This window comes from Meishania litoralis (genome assembly GCF_042611095.1).
GTDB lineage: Bacteria > Bacteroidota > Bacteroidia > Flavobacteriales > Flavobacteriaceae > Meishania > Meishania litoralis.
This window is the reverse complement of the sequence record NZ_JBHFPV010000001.1, coordinates 1,762,965-1,776,986: the sequence shown is the minus strand read 5'-3', so window position 1 is coordinate 1,776,986 and position 14,022 is coordinate 1,762,965. Positions and strand designations below refer to the sequence as shown.

The window sequence follows — 14,022 nt, the reverse complement described above, 5'->3', positions numbered from 1 at the left end:
GTATGAAAGTAAAAACGATTTTGGTATCTCAACCGGAACCGAAGATGGAGAACTCCCCTTATTCGAAACTAATCGATAAGGCCAAGGTCAAGGTAGATTTCCGCCCTTTTATACACGTTGAGGGGGTCGATGCCAAATCGGTTCGTCAGCAAAAAATAGACCTTAAGAATTACACCGCCGTCATACTTACCAGTAGAAATGCGGTTGACCATTACTTTAGAATAGCCGAAGAAATGCGCTTCAAGGTGCCCGACTCGATGAAATACTTTTGCCAATCTGAGGCGGTTGCGTACTACCTTCAGAAATATGTAGTCTACCGCAAACGAAAAATATATGTAGGCAAGATGAATTTTGCCGATTTGGCCGCACTCTTTAAGAAATACAAAGACGAAAAATTTCTTTTACCCTCTTCAGACTCCCTAAAAAGCATAGTGCCAGAAACATTGGACAAAATCGGAATCGATTGGACAAGGGGAATCTTTTACAAGACCGTGATCAGTGACTTATCTGATCTTCGTGATGTATATTACGATGTACTGGTTTTCTTTAGTCCATCAGGAATCGAATCTTTATTGAAGAACTTTCCTGATTTTGAACAAAACGATACGCGAATCGCAGTATTCGGAAACTCTACGGTAAATGCGGCCACCGACGCCGGCCTACGTATCGATATCAAGGCCCCGACACCTGAAACACCCTCGATGACCATGGCGCTTCAAAAATATATCACTGAAGCGAATAAGAAATAAGTATTCTTGTTTAGCCTGTCGAAACCGTTTTTGATTTTCAACAATTTAAATTATTCCGACAAGGTCAATAAGACATTTGCAGCCACCTTTTGGTCAGCCTAGTTTTTAGTAGGCATATCTTTGAGGGCCTCCCCTTCTGATTTCCTCGCTGGCAAAGGCCTCGAATTTCTTGAAATTCTCCCGAAAGGCATTTGACAATTTAAAGGCGGTTCTATAGTAAGCCTCATCATCGTTCCATGTTGTTCTCGGGCTAAGTACGTCGGTTGGTACGCCAGGGCATTCCCTTGGCTGCGCTACCCCGAAAACCGAATGAATGTGGTATGCATCGTAAGAATATAACCCTAGATCACCATTAAGGACCGCGTTGATCATGGCCCGCGTATATTTCAATTTCATCCTTGTACCCACTCCGTAGGGTCCGCCAGTCCAACCTGTGTTCACCAGCCACACGTTTACCCCTGCGTTCGTCATTTTCTTACTTAACATTTCGGCATATTTCGCCGGATGCAATGGCATAAAGGGTGCTCCAAAACACGCCGAAAACGAGGGTACGGGCTCTACAACTCCCGCTTCCGTTCCGGCAACTTTCGCTGTATACCCCGAAATGAAATGATAGGCCGCTTGGCTCGGTGTCAACTTAGAAATCGGGGGCAATACCCCAAAGGCATCGGCCGTCAAAAAGAAAATGTTCTTTGGGTTCTTACCAATGGAAGGCCTTTGAACATTAGGTATATGATAAATAGGGTAACTCACCCTTGTATTCTGAGTAATCGAGGTATCGGCAAAATCGACATTCCCGGCCTCATCCATTATGACATTTTCGAGTATTGCCCCCTTTTTTATCGCCCCGAAAATTTCAGGCTCATTTTCTTCGGATAGATTGATGACCTTGGCATAACAACCCCCCTCAAAATTGAAAACGGCATTTTCATTGTTCCAACCGTGCTCGTCATCGCCGATCAACTTACGGTTGGCATCGGTCGACAAAGTGGTTTTACCTGTTCCAGAAAGTCCGAAAAAAATGGCCGTATCACCATTTGTTCCAACATTGGCGGAACAATGCATGGGCAGGGTGTTCTTTTGAACGGGAAGTATAAAATTCAAGGCGGAAAAAATACCTTTTTTGATTTCTCCGGTATAGCCCGTACCACCTATCAGGGCAATCTTTCGCGTAAAATTCAAAATGGCGAAATTGTGCTGTCTCGTGCCATCGACCGAAGCATCGGCCTTAAAACCGGGAGCATTGATGACCGTCCACTCAGGTTCAAAATGTTTTAACTCTTCGAGGGTGGGCCTGATGAACATATTATAGGCGAATTGGTTCGACCAGGGGTATTCGTTGATAACACGAATATCCATACGGTAATTATGGTCAGCACACGCATAACAATCGCGAACGAACAACTCTTTATCGTTCAGATACGCGATGACCTTATCATAGAGCCGATCGAATTTTTCGGGTTCAAAAGGTATATTGATGTCGCCCCACCAAACCTCATCTGTAGTAACTCCATCTTTTACGATGAATCGGTCCATCGGCGATCTTCCGGTAAACTCACCGGTATTTATCGCCAAAGCTCCTGAAGAAGCCTCATTTCCCATTGCTTTTTCCAAGGTTATATCATGCAACTTTCTTGGGGATAATTGATAATGTACATTATCGTGTTCGATTCCATATTCTTTCAGAGAAATGGTTGAGGCAGAATTTTCCGATATATTCATTCAGATGGGTTTTTAAGTACGCAAAATTATCATAAAATAAATTTATGGTCTATAACTTTGCGAATTTATTAGTTGAAATTCCGGAAACCACGATAGCCCAAGACAATCCAACCCAAAATGAGCAGTAATCCACCGATCGGGGTAATGAAACCTATCGTCTTGAAATCAAAAGTGGTGAGACTGTTGGTCGCCAATAGATAAATCGAAAAAGAAAAGAACAATACACCTGTCATTATTAGGTAGAACACCAACTTTTTACTTCTTTCTGATATTTTTACAAAACCGGCCAGGATCAGCAAGAAAAGGGCATGGTACATCTGATACATTACTCCGGTCTCGAATGTCGCTACGGAATCGGCATCGACCAATTTTTCAAGCCCATGGGCACCGAAAGCACCCAATCCTATTGCCAAAACGCCCATAATGACGGCGGTCAAAAATATTGTTTTGTTCATAACTTGAAAAGTTCTTTTTTTTATAAATGTAACAATTTGATACCTTAGCCCTTCGTTATATCAAAGTTAACCAATAAGCAATAATGCGGAAAATACTTGTATTAGGCGCTGGAAAATCCACTTCGTACCTGCTCGATTATTTTATAGAAAAAGCCGGGAACGAAAATCTGCATCTGACCATTGGCGATATCGACCCCAGTACGATACCGATGCATATTCAAGAACATTCGGCATGTACCGTTCTCAAGTTGGATATTTTCAATGAAGAAGACCGTAAAAAAAACATACAAATTGCTGACATCGTGGTTTCAATGCTTCCGGCAAGGTTTCATATTGAGGTTGCCAAGGACTGCATTGCCTTGGAAAAGCATCTTGTGACGGCCTCTTATGTAAGTAAAGAGATCAAGGAATTAAATGCGCATGCCCAAGCAAAAGGATTGATTTTCATGAACGAGATCGGGCTAGATCCCGGTATCGACCATATGAGCGCCATGCAGGTCATCGACCGAATTCGTGCCAAAGGCGGCAAAATGCTCTTGTTCGAATCTTTTACCGGCGGACTGGTAGCTCCCGAATCTGACAACAATCTTTGGAACTATAAGTTCACATGGAATCCGCGCAACGTGGTACTCGCGGGGCAGGGCGGGGCGGCAAAGTTTCTTCAAGAGGGTACCTACAAATACATTCCTTACCATAGGCTTTTTCGCCGTACCGAGTTTTTTGACATTGAAGGATACGGTCGTTTCGAAGGATATGCCAATCGTGATTCTCTTGATTATCGCGAGGCCTACGGCCTGCAGGATGTCTTGACCCTTTACAGGGGCACCATGCGCCGTGTCGGTTTTTCAAAAGCCTGGAACATGTTCGTACAGCTGGGCATGACCGATGACAGCTATGTCATCGAAAATTCCGAAGGGATGTCGTACCGTGAATTCGTGAACCTTTTTTTGCCTTATTCGCCAACAGATTCGGTAGAATTGAAGACCCGTCACTATCTGAAAATCGACCAAGATGATATCAGGTGGGAAAAATTGCTCGAACTCAATCTTTTTGATGCCAAGAAAACAATACCGTTAAAGAAAGCGACCCCCGCGCAAATGTTACAATATGTGCTCGAAGATAGTTGGACTCTCGACAATGACGACAAAGACATGATCGTGATGTACCACAAATTCGGATACCAACTCAATGGCCGCAATTATCAAATAGACGCCAATATGGCGGTCATCGGAGAAGACCGGTCCCATACGGCGATGGCCAAGACCGTCGGACTACCGGTCGCCATTGCCACCCTGCTCATATTGAACAAAAAAATAACCCGCCCAGGTGTGCAAATCCCTATTTCCAAGGAAATCTACGAACCCATCCTTAAGGAGTTGGAAGCCTACGGTGTAGTCTTTAAAGAATATAACGTACCCTACTTGGGGTATAATCCTGATTCCATTTCCGATAAATAGCTTATCAAAAATCGCTATTTGCCCTAAATCAAAATAGGTTTGTCTGATAATTGATTATTTTAACCGATAGAATGAAACCATAATCATGAAATCAGATAACGAAAAAGTAAAAATTGACGGTATCGACAAAAAGATTCTAAGATTTTTGATGGATGATGCCCGCAAACCGGTACTTGAAATCGCCCGGAACATTGGTATTTCAGGCGCGGCCATTCATCAACGCCTTCGAAAACTAGAAGCTTCGGGTCTGCTGGCAGGGTCTAAGTTCATTATCAACCCAAAGATTATGGGCTATACCACGATGGCGTATATCGGCATTTATTTGGATAAGGCCATGAGCAACCCCATTGCGGTAAAGCAACTTGAAAAGATTCCCGAAGTTTTGGAATGCCATTATACTACGGGAAACTGGTCGATCTTGATAAAGGTGCTCTGTCGTGACAACGAACATCTGATGCAGGTACTCAATAAAGAAATACAACAAATCGAAGGGGTATCGAGAACCGAGACTTTCATTTCGCTGGCGCAGCAAATCGACCGGCAGATTACGATTTAATGTATAAAACCCGCAAAACCTTGTTTGAGCCTTACGGGTTACTATCTTTTGAATTTACCGAGCTTTGCTCTTAATCCCTTCCTCCGAATACCTGAAGTCCAAAATAAATCAGGGTCGCCAACGAACCAATGGCAGCGACCAAATAGGTGCGGGCCGCCCATTTCAAGGCATCCTCGGAACCTTTGTATTCTTGTTGGGTAACGATGTTCTTCGCTTTCAACCATGCCAGGGCGCGATTGCTCGCATCATATTCCACCGGCAGGGTAACAAAACTGAACAGGGTGGCGAGAGCCATCATGCCCAATCCGACAACTGCGATCCAGTAACCAAGACCTACCCCGGCGGCGGCACCCAGCATCAATCCGCCGAAAACCACCCACATCGACATGCCCGATGTCACACTGACCACCGGAACCAATTTCGAGCGCATGGTCAACCATTCATAGGCCTGTGCATGTTGCACGGCATGCCCACATTCATGCGCAGCGACCGCCGCCGCCGCCGCATTGCGTTGATTATAGACCCCTTCACTTAGATTTACGGTCTTGTTCTTCGGGTTGTAATGATCTGAAAGCATGCCCGGAGTAGAAACAACCTTGACATCACGAATGCCGTGATCGGCCAACATTTTTTCAGCGACCTCAGCACCGCTCATTCCATTTTGAAGGTGCACTTTCGAGTACTGGGCAAACTTGCTTTTCAGTCTGCCGCTTACCAGCATACTGATCAAGCCAATACCCCCGATTAATATCCAATATCCCATTCCCATAGTATGTTCGATTTAAATTTTATTAAATATAATAAAGATTCCTTTTTTTTAGGTTCGGAATCCATACCATTAAAACAAAAACCTCGCCAAATACTGGAGGGCGACAAAATGTCGTTTACTTGTATTTGATCTTTAGTGCCACAATACCCAATACAAGTATCAAGGTTATGCCATTGGCCAAAATTACGGGCCAACTTTCGATATTGATTCCATAGATAAGCCATAGCGTCAACCCCAAGGTTAAGAGCAGGTACATGTTCAAGGAAATATCGTGGGTGGATTTTTCTTTCCAGATTTTGTAGACTTGCGGAACAAATCCCGAGGTGGTGATCGCAGCGGCCACCAAACCTAATATTTCAATGTTGCCCATGGTCGGTTTATTGGTTTTCATTTATTGCTTGCCCGTTTCGAAACATAAGGGTTCAAAGTGACGCTCATGTTGTTGCCGTGGCCCCTTATCTCTTCACTCTTCTTAAAGTAAAGGAGATTATCCCACAATGTTAACGATCTTTCCGGGCACGACGATCACTTTCTTGGGCGTTCGGCCCTGTAATTGTTGTTGCGTTTTTTCATTCGCCATGACCGCGGCCTCGATTTCTTCTTTGCTCAAGTCTAACGGAAGTTCCATCGTGAAACGCATCTTGCCATTAAAGGAAATCGGGTACTCCTTTGTACTTTCCACCAAATATTTCTCCTCAAATTTCGGAAAAGGCGCGAAGGCTATTGACTCCCCATGGCCCAATTTCCCCCAAAGTTCTTCTGCGATATGCGGAGCATAGGGCGACACCAAAATCGCCAATGGTTCCAAAATTTCACGGCTATGACACTTCTGTGCGGTCAATTCGTTGACACAGATCATAAAAGTGGAGACCGAGGTGTTAAAACTGAAGTTTTCGATGTCGTCCTCAACTTTTTTGATGGTTTTGTGCAATGTTTTGGCCCCCTCCGGCTCCCCCGAAGGGGGAGAGTCCGTTACGTGGAATTCTCCGTTCGGACCGGAGTGGTATAATCTCCATAATTTTTTCAAAAAAGAATGTACCCCCGTGATACCGGCCGTGTTCCAAGGTTTTGATTGCTCCAATGGACCGAGGAACATTTCGTACATGCGAAGGCTGTCGGCCCCGTACTCCTCACAAATATCATCGGGATTGACGACATTGTATTTGGATTTGGACATTTTTTCGATTTCGCGGGAGACTCTGAAGACCCCTCCCCGGCCCTCCCCCAAGGGGAGGGAGTTAGAATCGTACAATTCGCCGTTTTCTAAAATAAATATAGCGTCTTTATATTCAGGTCTCCAATTTTTGAAAGCTTCGATATCTAATTCATCTGATGCATTAACGAATGATACATCGGCGTGAATTGGGTTGGATGTGGGGTGCACTTCTTCGAACCATTGGGCTTCAACACCCACTTTTTTATAATCTTCTATAATTTGAGATTTTACCTTTTCCAAAATCGGATTATATACTCCGCCGATATAATCGTCATTTAGACTTTTCGACAAAAAATATTCTTTCCTTTTTATATCCAAAGCTTTTAGAACATCTATGCCATCCTTAAGCATTGTGTCTTGTTGCATTCTATAAACAAAGGCACTCGTCCCCGTAATCATTCCTTGATTGATCAGTTTTTTGGCAAACTCGGCTTTGGGCACGAGGCCTTTATCGAACATAAACTTTTGCCAAAAACGGCTGTACAATAAATGCCCTGTGGCATGTTCGCTACCGCCGATATACAGGTCAACATCTTGCCAATAGTCGATGGCTTCCCGCGAGAAGATTTCCTTATCGTTGTGCGGATCCATATAGCGGTTGAAGTATTGCGAACTGCCGGCCCATCCGGGCATGGTGTTCAACTCCAAAGGTCCGCCCAACCTTCCTTCAGGAGATGAATTTTCAAATTCCTCCTTTGACACCACTTTTCCATCACCGCCATATTGCAGCCAATGCCACTTTTTGGCATTGCCCAACGGCGGGTCGCCGGTTTCCGTCGGTAAGTATTTATCGACTTCGGGCAGTTCTAGCGGCAGAAATTTTTCATCCAACATTTGCGGCATACCTTCTTCATCATAATACACCGGAAAGGGTTCGCCCCAATACCGCTGTCTACTAAAAACGGCATCACGCAATCGGTAATTCACCTTGCCCTTGCCCTGACCGATTTTTTCCAATTCGGCGATCACTTTCTTAACAGCTTCTTTATAGGAAAGTCCGTTTAGAAAATCGGAATTGGCGATAATGGTCTTTTCCTTATCGGCAAAAGCTTCCTCAGAAATATCGATGCCCTCGAAAATATTCGGAATCGGAATACCGAAATGTTTGGCAAAATCATAATCGCGCTGATCACCGCATGGAACGGACATCACCGCTCCCGTACCGTAGCCTGCCAAGACATAGTCGCCGATCCAAATAGGAACCGGTTCTTTGGTAAACGGATGTTCGGCATACGCACCCGTAAACGTACCGGAAACCGTTTTAACATCGGCCATACGATCCCGCTCAGAACGTTTTGCGGTGGCTTCGATATAGGCCTCGACCTCGGCTTTTTGTTCAGGGGTGGTGATTTTTGGCACCAGTTCATGTTCAGGTGCAAGCGTCATGAAAGAGGCCCCGAAAATGGTATCTGGGCGGGTGGTGAAAACTTCGATTTCAAAATCCCCTCCCCAACCCTCCCCCAAGGGGAGGGAGTTCAACACATCTTCAATTTCTGAAACCACTCTTTCCAAATCATTTAGTACCTCGTCATTGTCGAATCGTATAACCGTATATCCTTTTTTTTGCTCCAACTCAAGGGTGCGCTGGGCATCGTTGTCTAATTGATACTCGTGTATTTTCCCATCAACTTCTATTATCAGGCCTTTCTCGAGGCAAACAAAATCGACAATGAATCTGTAAATGGGATGCTGTCGCCTAAATCGGACATCAAGATTTTTTCTTCTTAGGGCCTGCCATAGTTTATCTTCAGCGGCAGTTGGATTTTTACGCATCTCTTTAGCCCGTTCCAATAAAACAGGATATAAATCCGAATCTGCAGTAATATACCGCGGAGTAATTCCCCCTCCCTCGGAGGGGGCTAGGGGGAGGACCTTAAAATTAACACTTGCCCCTTCGCTCCTACCGATCCAATTCGTCTGCGAATCCTTTAAAGGCTGTGGCCAATCTATGGTGTTCAATCCGTCGAGCAAGCGTTGGGCATAGGCCGTGATGCGCATGCTCCACTGCGTCATTTTCTTGCGTACAACGGGGTGTCCGCCACGTTCGGAAACCCCGTTTACGATTTCGTCGTTGGCAAGAACCGTACCCAAGGCCGGAACCCAATTCACTTCGGTATCGGCCAAATAGGTCAATCGGTATTTGAGCAAGATTTCTTGTTGCTCCTTGCTTGAAAAAGAATTCCAGTCATCTGCCGAAAACTGGGAAACATCTTCATCACAGGCGGCATTGACCTTGGTATTTCCTTCCGCAGCAAATCTTGACATCAAGGTTTCTATGTCTTCTGCCTTGTCCGTGTCTTTGTTATACCACGAATTGAACAGTTGAATAAAGATCCATTGTGTCCATTTGTAATATTTTGGATCCGAGGTACGTACTTCACGGCTCCAATCAAAGGAAAATCCGAGTTGGTCTAACTGCCTTCTATAGGTTTTGATATTTTCTTCCGTAGTAATCGCCGGGTGTTGGCCCGTTTGAATCGCATACTGTTCAGCGGGCAATCCGAAGGAGTCGTATCCTTGCGGGTGCAACACATTAAACCCCTTGTGCCTTTTATAGCGGGCATAAATATCGCTTGCGATATAACCCAATGGGTGGCCTACGTGAAGTCCTGCCCCAGAGGGGTACGGAAACATATCGAGCACGTAGAATTTTTCCTTCCCCGAGTTGTTCTCGGCCTTAAAGGTTTGGTGTTCGGCCCAATATTTTTGCCATTTGGCCTCAATTTCGTTGAAATTGTAGTTCATCTTACTTCCATAAAAACAAATGACCACATCCGGAATCCCGTGTGCGAGCATCCTTCGTGATCCTTTCATTACCTAATGCACAAAAATAAGTTTAATCAAATTACTTTCCTACTTTTACACTTTCATTCCCCAGATATGAGCAAATCTTTCGAAAGTTATCAAAAGCGCAAACTGATATCTTCGTATTTCTCGGTGGTATTGAGTATCGGATTGGTACTTTTTTTATTGGGAATCTTGGGTCTTCTGGTCTTGAACACCAAAAAGATGGCCGACCATTTCAAGGAACAGATTACCATCTCACTTTTTCTTAAAGATTCGGCCAAGGAAGTCGAGATCGACCAGTTGCAAAAGAGTCTGGCCATGGCCGAATATACCAAGGCTGCCACATATGTCTCAAAGGAGGAAGCCGCCGAACAACATAGCAAGGAGATCGGGGAGAATTTTATAGAATTTCTAGGCTATAATCCGTTGAAAAATTCAATCGATGTGCAATTGAAGGCCGATTTCGTATCGCTTGAAAAAATCGAGGAAATCGCGGCCGAACTATCCAAAAAGAATTATGTCGATGAAGTGAGTTACGACAAACCCTTGGTGGGGCTGTTGAGTGAAAACGTCAAAAAGATAAGCTTCTGGATCTTGATCGCCAGCGCCATTTTCACCTTTATCGCCGTCTTGTTGATCAATAGTTCGATCCGCCTGTCGATTTATTCAAAACGTTTTATCATCAAGACCATGCAAATGGTAGGTGCGACAAAGACCTTTATTCGCAGGCCCTTTATCTGGACGAACATCAAATTGGGCATGCTGGGCAGTCTCTTGGCATTATTGGCATTGGCCGGTGTGCTTTATTATATAAACGGTTCTTTTCCCGAATTGAACCTTTTTAAAGATACATCGATGTTGATCATTTTGTTCGTTGCCGTATTTGTTCTCGGCGTGCTGATTTCGTTCATCAGTACGTTTTTTGCGACACAACGTTTTTTAAATCTGAGAACGGACGAACTGTACTATTAAAAATCAAGTTCAATTGCAAACACGACGCACAAAAACGATAAACTTTTAAACTTTTTTACGCAACTTCGTTAACTTTGCACCATGGGCAAAAAACAAAAACAACGAACGATAGAGGCATCTAAGCAAGAATTCATCTTCCAGAAAAAGAACTATATGTTCATGTTCATCGGAATCGCCTTTATTGTTCTAGGCTTCATTTTGATGAGCGGCGGCGGTAGCGATGACCCTAATGTCTTCAATGAGGATATCTACAGTTTTCGAAGAATTCGTTTGGCGCCGACCTTGGTATTGATTGGTCTCGGTATCGAAGTCTATGCCATTTTGTTGAATCCGCATAAGAACAAAGACTGATTTTGGATACTCTAGACGCCATTATCCTGGGCATTATTCAGGGGCTGACCGAATTTCTTCCGGTTTCTTCAAGTGGTCATTTAGAATTGGGCAAAGCAATTCTTGGTGATAGCTCTGTTCCCGAAGAAAGTCTATTGTTCACTGTAGTGCTTCATTTCGCGACAGCATTGAGTACCCTTGTCGTGTTTCGGAAGGATGTTTGGGAAATCATTCGTGGGCTCCTCAGTTTTGAATGGAACGAAGAGGCCCGATTTTCACTAAAAATTATCATATCGATGATCCCCGCGGTTCTCGTGGGTTTATTTTTTGAGGAACAATTGGAAGCCTTTTTTGGAGGAAACATACGTTTTGTAGGATTCATGTTGATCGTGACAGCGATACTGCTTTTTTTCGCCGACAAGGCGAAAGACACCGATAAAAAGGTAAGTTATTCAAATGCCCTTATAGTGGGGGTTTCACAGGCCATAGCCATGCTTCCGGGCATTTCGCGGAGTGGGGCCACGATTTCGACCTCGGTCTTGCTCGGCGTTGATAAGACCAAGGCCGCCAGATTTTCGTTCTTGATGGTCGTTCCTTTGATTTTTGGAAAGATCGCAAAAGATATCATGAGCGGCGAACTGAGCTTTCACGGCGAGAACAATGTTGCCATGGGAGCTGGATTCGTTGCAGCGTTTATCGCTGGTCTTGCCGCCTGTACCTGGATGATCCAATTGGTCAAAAAAAGTAAATTGACCTATTTTGCGATGTACTGCGTCATTGTGGGTTTGATCGCCATCGCCTTTAGTTTTTGGGGTTAGACGAACCTTCATCGACCCATTCGATTTTGGCCTTAGAACAAAAGTAAAATGGATTCTAGAACCGAAGAGGACTTCCTGAACGGACAACTATTACTCATTGACAAGCCCTTAGGGTGGTCGTCTTTTCAGGCGGTCAACAAAATCAAATGGGCCATTCGTAAAAAATTCGATCTCAAGAAAATAAAAATCGGCCATGCAGGTACGTTGGATCCCCTTGCAACTGGACTTCTTTTGATCTGTACGGGCAAATTCACCAAAAAGATCAACGAGCTTCAAGGGCAGGCCAAAGAATATACGGGCACCATTACCCTAGGGGCGACCACCCCTTCATACGATATGGAGACCGAGGTGGACAAAACCTTTTCTACAGATCATATTGCAGAGGAACTTATCCATGAAAAAGCAAGTGGATTCGTTGGCGAAATCGAACAGACGCCACCCATATTCTCGGCCCTTAAGAAAGATGGGAAACGCCTTTATGAATATGCCCGGGAAGGGAAGGAAGTCGAAATAAAAAAAAGAAAAGTAACCATTTCGACATTCGAAATCACCAAAATCACCATGCCCGAAGTGCAATTCAGGGTGGTGTGCAGTAAAGGCACTTATATCAGGTCTTTGGCACATGATTTGGGGCTATCTTTGGAATGCGGGGGCTATTTATCGTGCCTTAGAAGAACCAAAATAGGTGATTTTAACGTAGATAAGGCCCAAGACCCTAATAAGTTCGCGAATCGATTACTCGATAAAACCAACGATTCACAACAATAACCGGGGCGTTTTATTCCGTTCAACGAATAATTCAAATAATTTTTAGAAATTGGGGTTATTGCACTATGAACCTGAACCGAAAACATTTATCGTTCTTGATCACCACATTTTCGCTGGCCATTATGGTATTGGCCCTCTACAACATACACTTGGGGCAACAGCAGGAAGAAGATGAATATGTGGTCGAAATGGTATTGGAGCAGGAAGACCTTGAAGAACTTATTAAAGAGGAGGAAAAACTTCGCGAAGAACTTCAGAACGCCGACCCCATCAAGAGCCACATGGCCTTCAATGAAACGGCAAAACCAAGCATAGGCAATCCCGAGCCGTTGAAAACCTTGGAAGAACTGATGGAAGAAAAAGCGGCCGCGGCAGAGAGTGATGACCCTTCAGATCTGCTTTCCGATTCTGAATATGCCGAGCGGGTCAAGGAACTAGCCAAAAAAAGGGAAGAGAAAAAACAGATGTTGGGTGAAAAGGAAGCCCAAAAAGAAGAGTATACCAACAACCTAGCTAAAAGAAAAACTTCGATTTCCTATTCGTTGGTCGACAGAAGCAGTCGAAGATTGCCTCCACCAATATACACTTGTATCGAAGGAGGTAAAGTCGTGATCAACATTACGGTCGATAGCAATGGAAATGTCACTGACGCCGATTTCAATGCCAAGAGTTCGGGTACTTCAAACGGCTGTTTGGTAGATAATGCCATCATGTACGCCCTGAAGGCCAAATTCAGTTCGTCATCTGATAGAGCTGACCAAAAAGGAACGATCACCTATCTATTTCAAGAGAAGGCCTATTAAATCATCAAGAATATTTTGACCCTTATCCTTGTTGTACCAGACCTGTAGCCCTTCTTTGAACTCAGCAGTGAGTTTACCATGCTCCTTTTTATTTTTTTCCGCCATTTTTGTAGCCGTACTTGGCCTGGGGCCCCAGTCTCCCAATATTTCTCCAGTGGTTTTATCCGTCATGATCAATTTCGGGATCGACAATGTTTCGTTATACCTAAAACGATCCATCAACTCAATGTTCTCATCACGTAATGCAACTTTAAAGTCGATATTGGGGTTCAGTTCGGCCATTTTGTTCATAACGGGTAAACTCGGTGCGGCATCGCCACACCAGCTCTCGGTCAACACCAACCAAATGACCTTGCGTTTATGACCTTTTATTTTTTCGGCATATTCAGGTTTTATTTTGAATGTCTTATCAAAGCGCTTCATTCGTCTATCATTGAGAATGGTATAATTCGCCAATGCCTCGGTTTGTTTTGGTCCCGTTGATCTTCCGTCTTGTGCCATTTGCGAAACCATTTTACGGTATTCATCATATTTAATGGCCCTCAGAAGAGCCTCTTCGATCAATTTTTGGGTACTCTTAAGGTGAACATATTGTTCTGACATAGTTCAAATTTTATTTT

At 44.1% G+C, this 14,022-nt stretch carries 14 protein-coding genes; 8 read left to right on the top strand and 6 right to left on the bottom strand.

The annotated features are described in order from the left end of the window. Positions 1-2: 2 nt before the first annotated feature. Complete coding sequence (locus ACEZ3G_RS07965; RefSeq protein ID WP_432424909.1) at positions 3-749, top strand: uroporphyrinogen-III synthase; 747 nt, start codon at positions 3-5, stop codon at positions 747-749. A gap of 105 nt (positions 750-854) precedes the next feature. Here ACEZ3G_RS07965 and pckA read toward each other — a convergent pair whose 3' ends face one another. Beyond that, positions 855-2,471: a phosphoenolpyruvate carboxykinase (ATP) gene (pckA, locus tag ACEZ3G_RS07960; protein ID WP_432424908.1), complete on the bottom strand. Its 1,617-nt coding sequence runs from the start codon at positions 2,469-2,471 to the stop codon at positions 855-857. Positions 2,472-2,539: 68 nt separating this feature from the next. Next, positions 2,540-2,926: a DUF423 domain-containing protein gene (locus tag ACEZ3G_RS07955; RefSeq protein ID WP_432424907.1), complete on the bottom strand. Its 387-nt coding sequence runs from the start codon at positions 2,924-2,926 to the stop codon at positions 2,540-2,542. Between the two features lie 80 nt (positions 2,927-3,006). Here ACEZ3G_RS07955 and ACEZ3G_RS07950 point away from each other — a divergent pair, with 80 nt between their 5' ends. Further along, positions 3,007-4,383: a saccharopine dehydrogenase family protein gene (locus ACEZ3G_RS07950; protein ID WP_432425164.1), complete on the top strand. Its 1,377-nt coding sequence runs from the start codon at positions 3,007-3,009 to the stop codon at positions 4,381-4,383. 85 nt (positions 4,384-4,468) lie between these two features. Further along, positions 4,469-4,939: an Lrp/AsnC ligand binding domain-containing protein gene (locus ACEZ3G_RS07945; protein ID WP_432424906.1), complete on the top strand. Its 471-nt coding sequence runs from the start codon at positions 4,469-4,471 to the stop codon at positions 4,937-4,939. A 70-nt stretch (positions 4,940-5,009) separates the two neighbouring features. On the opposite strand, the gene ACEZ3G_RS07940 is transcribed toward ACEZ3G_RS07945, so the two are convergent. The 3 genes from ACEZ3G_RS07940 to ACEZ3G_RS07930 all read right to left on the bottom strand — a co-directional run bounded on the left by ACEZ3G_RS07940 (position 5,010) and on the right by ACEZ3G_RS07930 (position 9,669). Beyond that, positions 5,010-5,708: a zinc metallopeptidase gene (locus ACEZ3G_RS07940; RefSeq protein ID WP_432424905.1), complete on the bottom strand. Its 699-nt coding sequence runs from the start codon at positions 5,706-5,708 to the stop codon at positions 5,010-5,012. A 115-nt stretch (positions 5,709-5,823) separates the two neighbouring features. Beyond that, positions 5,824-6,099, bottom strand: coding sequence for a SemiSWEET family sugar transporter (locus ACEZ3G_RS07935; RefSeq protein ID WP_432424904.1), 276 nt, complete (start codon positions 6,097-6,099; stop codon positions 5,824-5,826). A 96-nt stretch (positions 6,100-6,195) separates the two neighbouring features. Then, complete coding sequence (locus ACEZ3G_RS07930; protein ID WP_432425163.1) at positions 6,196-9,669, bottom strand: leucine--tRNA ligase; 3,474 nt, start codon at positions 9,667-9,669, stop codon at positions 6,196-6,198. 135 nt (positions 9,670-9,804) lie between these two features. Between ACEZ3G_RS07930 and ACEZ3G_RS07925 the strand changes: the two genes are divergently transcribed. The 5 genes from ACEZ3G_RS07925 (at position 9,805) to ACEZ3G_RS07905 (ending at position 13,402) form a co-directional block, all read left to right on the top strand. Then, positions 9,805-10,683: a cell division protein FtsX gene (locus ACEZ3G_RS07925; RefSeq protein ID WP_432424903.1), complete on the top strand. Its 879-nt coding sequence runs from the start codon at positions 9,805-9,807 to the stop codon at positions 10,681-10,683. A gap of 81 nt (positions 10,684-10,764) precedes the next feature. Further along, positions 10,765-11,034 (top strand): DUF3098 domain-containing protein, encoded by a 270-nt coding sequence (locus ACEZ3G_RS07920; RefSeq protein WP_432424902.1) that lies wholly within the window; start codon positions 10,765-10,767, stop codon positions 11,032-11,034. Positions 11,035-11,036: 2 nt separating this feature from the next. Next, complete coding sequence (locus ACEZ3G_RS07915) at positions 11,037-11,831, top strand: undecaprenyl-diphosphate phosphatase (RefSeq protein WP_432424901.1); 795 nt, start codon at positions 11,037-11,039, stop codon at positions 11,829-11,831. A gap of 48 nt (positions 11,832-11,879) precedes the next feature. Then, positions 11,880-12,599 (top strand): tRNA pseudouridine(55) synthase TruB, encoded by a 720-nt coding sequence (gene truB, locus ACEZ3G_RS07910; RefSeq protein ID WP_432424900.1) that lies wholly within the window; start codon positions 11,880-11,882, stop codon positions 12,597-12,599. A gap of 65 nt (positions 12,600-12,664) precedes the next feature. Further along, positions 12,665-13,402, top strand: a complete 738-nt coding sequence (locus tag ACEZ3G_RS07905; RefSeq protein ID WP_432424899.1) for an energy transducer TonB family protein — start codon at positions 12,665-12,667, stop codon at positions 13,400-13,402. Here ACEZ3G_RS07905 and ACEZ3G_RS07900 read toward each other — a convergent pair. Beyond that, entirely contained in the window at positions 13,379-14,005 is a 627-nt protein-coding gene (locus ACEZ3G_RS07900; RefSeq protein WP_432424898.1) for a thioredoxin family protein, read from the bottom strand. The genes ACEZ3G_RS07905 and ACEZ3G_RS07900 overlap by 24 nt on opposite strands. Between the last annotated feature and the right edge of the window lie 17 nt (positions 14,006-14,022).

Excerpts from the sequence above, each read along its gene's own strand:
- ACEZ3G_RS07965 (WP_432424909.1), top strand. The coding sequence starts at position 3 with ATGAAAGTAAAAACGATTTTGGTATCTCAACCGGAACCGAAGATGGAG.
- pckA (WP_432424908.1), bottom strand. The coding sequence starts at position 2,471 with ATGAATATATCGGAAAATTCTGCCTCAACCATTTCTCTGAAAGAATAT.
- ACEZ3G_RS07955 (WP_432424907.1), bottom strand. The coding sequence starts at position 2,926 with ATGAACAAAACAATATTTTTGACCGCCGTCATTATGGGCGTTTTGGCA.
- ACEZ3G_RS07945 (WP_432424906.1), top strand. The coding sequence starts at position 4,469 with ATGAAATCAGATAACGAAAAAGTAAAAATTGACGGTATCGACAAAAAG.
- ACEZ3G_RS07940 (WP_432424905.1), bottom strand. The coding sequence starts at position 5,708 with ATGGGAATGGGATATTGGATATTAATCGGGGGTATTGGCTTGATCAGT.
- ACEZ3G_RS07935 (WP_432424904.1), bottom strand. The coding sequence starts at position 6,099 with ATGAAAACCAATAAACCGACCATGGGCAACATTGAAATATTAGGTTTG.
- ACEZ3G_RS07930 (WP_432425163.1), bottom strand. The coding sequence starts at position 9,669 with ATGAACTACAATTTCAACGAAATTGAGGCCAAATGGCAAAAATATTGG.
- ACEZ3G_RS07925 (WP_432424903.1), top strand. The coding sequence starts at position 9,805 with ATGAGCAAATCTTTCGAAAGTTATCAAAAGCGCAAACTGATATCTTCG.
- ACEZ3G_RS07920 (WP_432424902.1), top strand. The coding sequence starts at position 10,765 with ATGGGCAAAAAACAAAAACAACGAACGATAGAGGCATCTAAGCAAGAA.
- truB (WP_432424900.1), top strand. The coding sequence starts at position 11,880 with ATGGATTCTAGAACCGAAGAGGACTTCCTGAACGGACAACTATTACTC.
- ACEZ3G_RS07905 (WP_432424899.1), top strand. The coding sequence starts at position 12,665 with ATGAACCTGAACCGAAAACATTTATCGTTCTTGATCACCACATTTTCG.
- ACEZ3G_RS07900 (WP_432424898.1), bottom strand. The coding sequence starts at position 14,005 with ATGTCAGAACAATATGTTCACCTTAAGAGTACCCAAAAATTGATCGAA.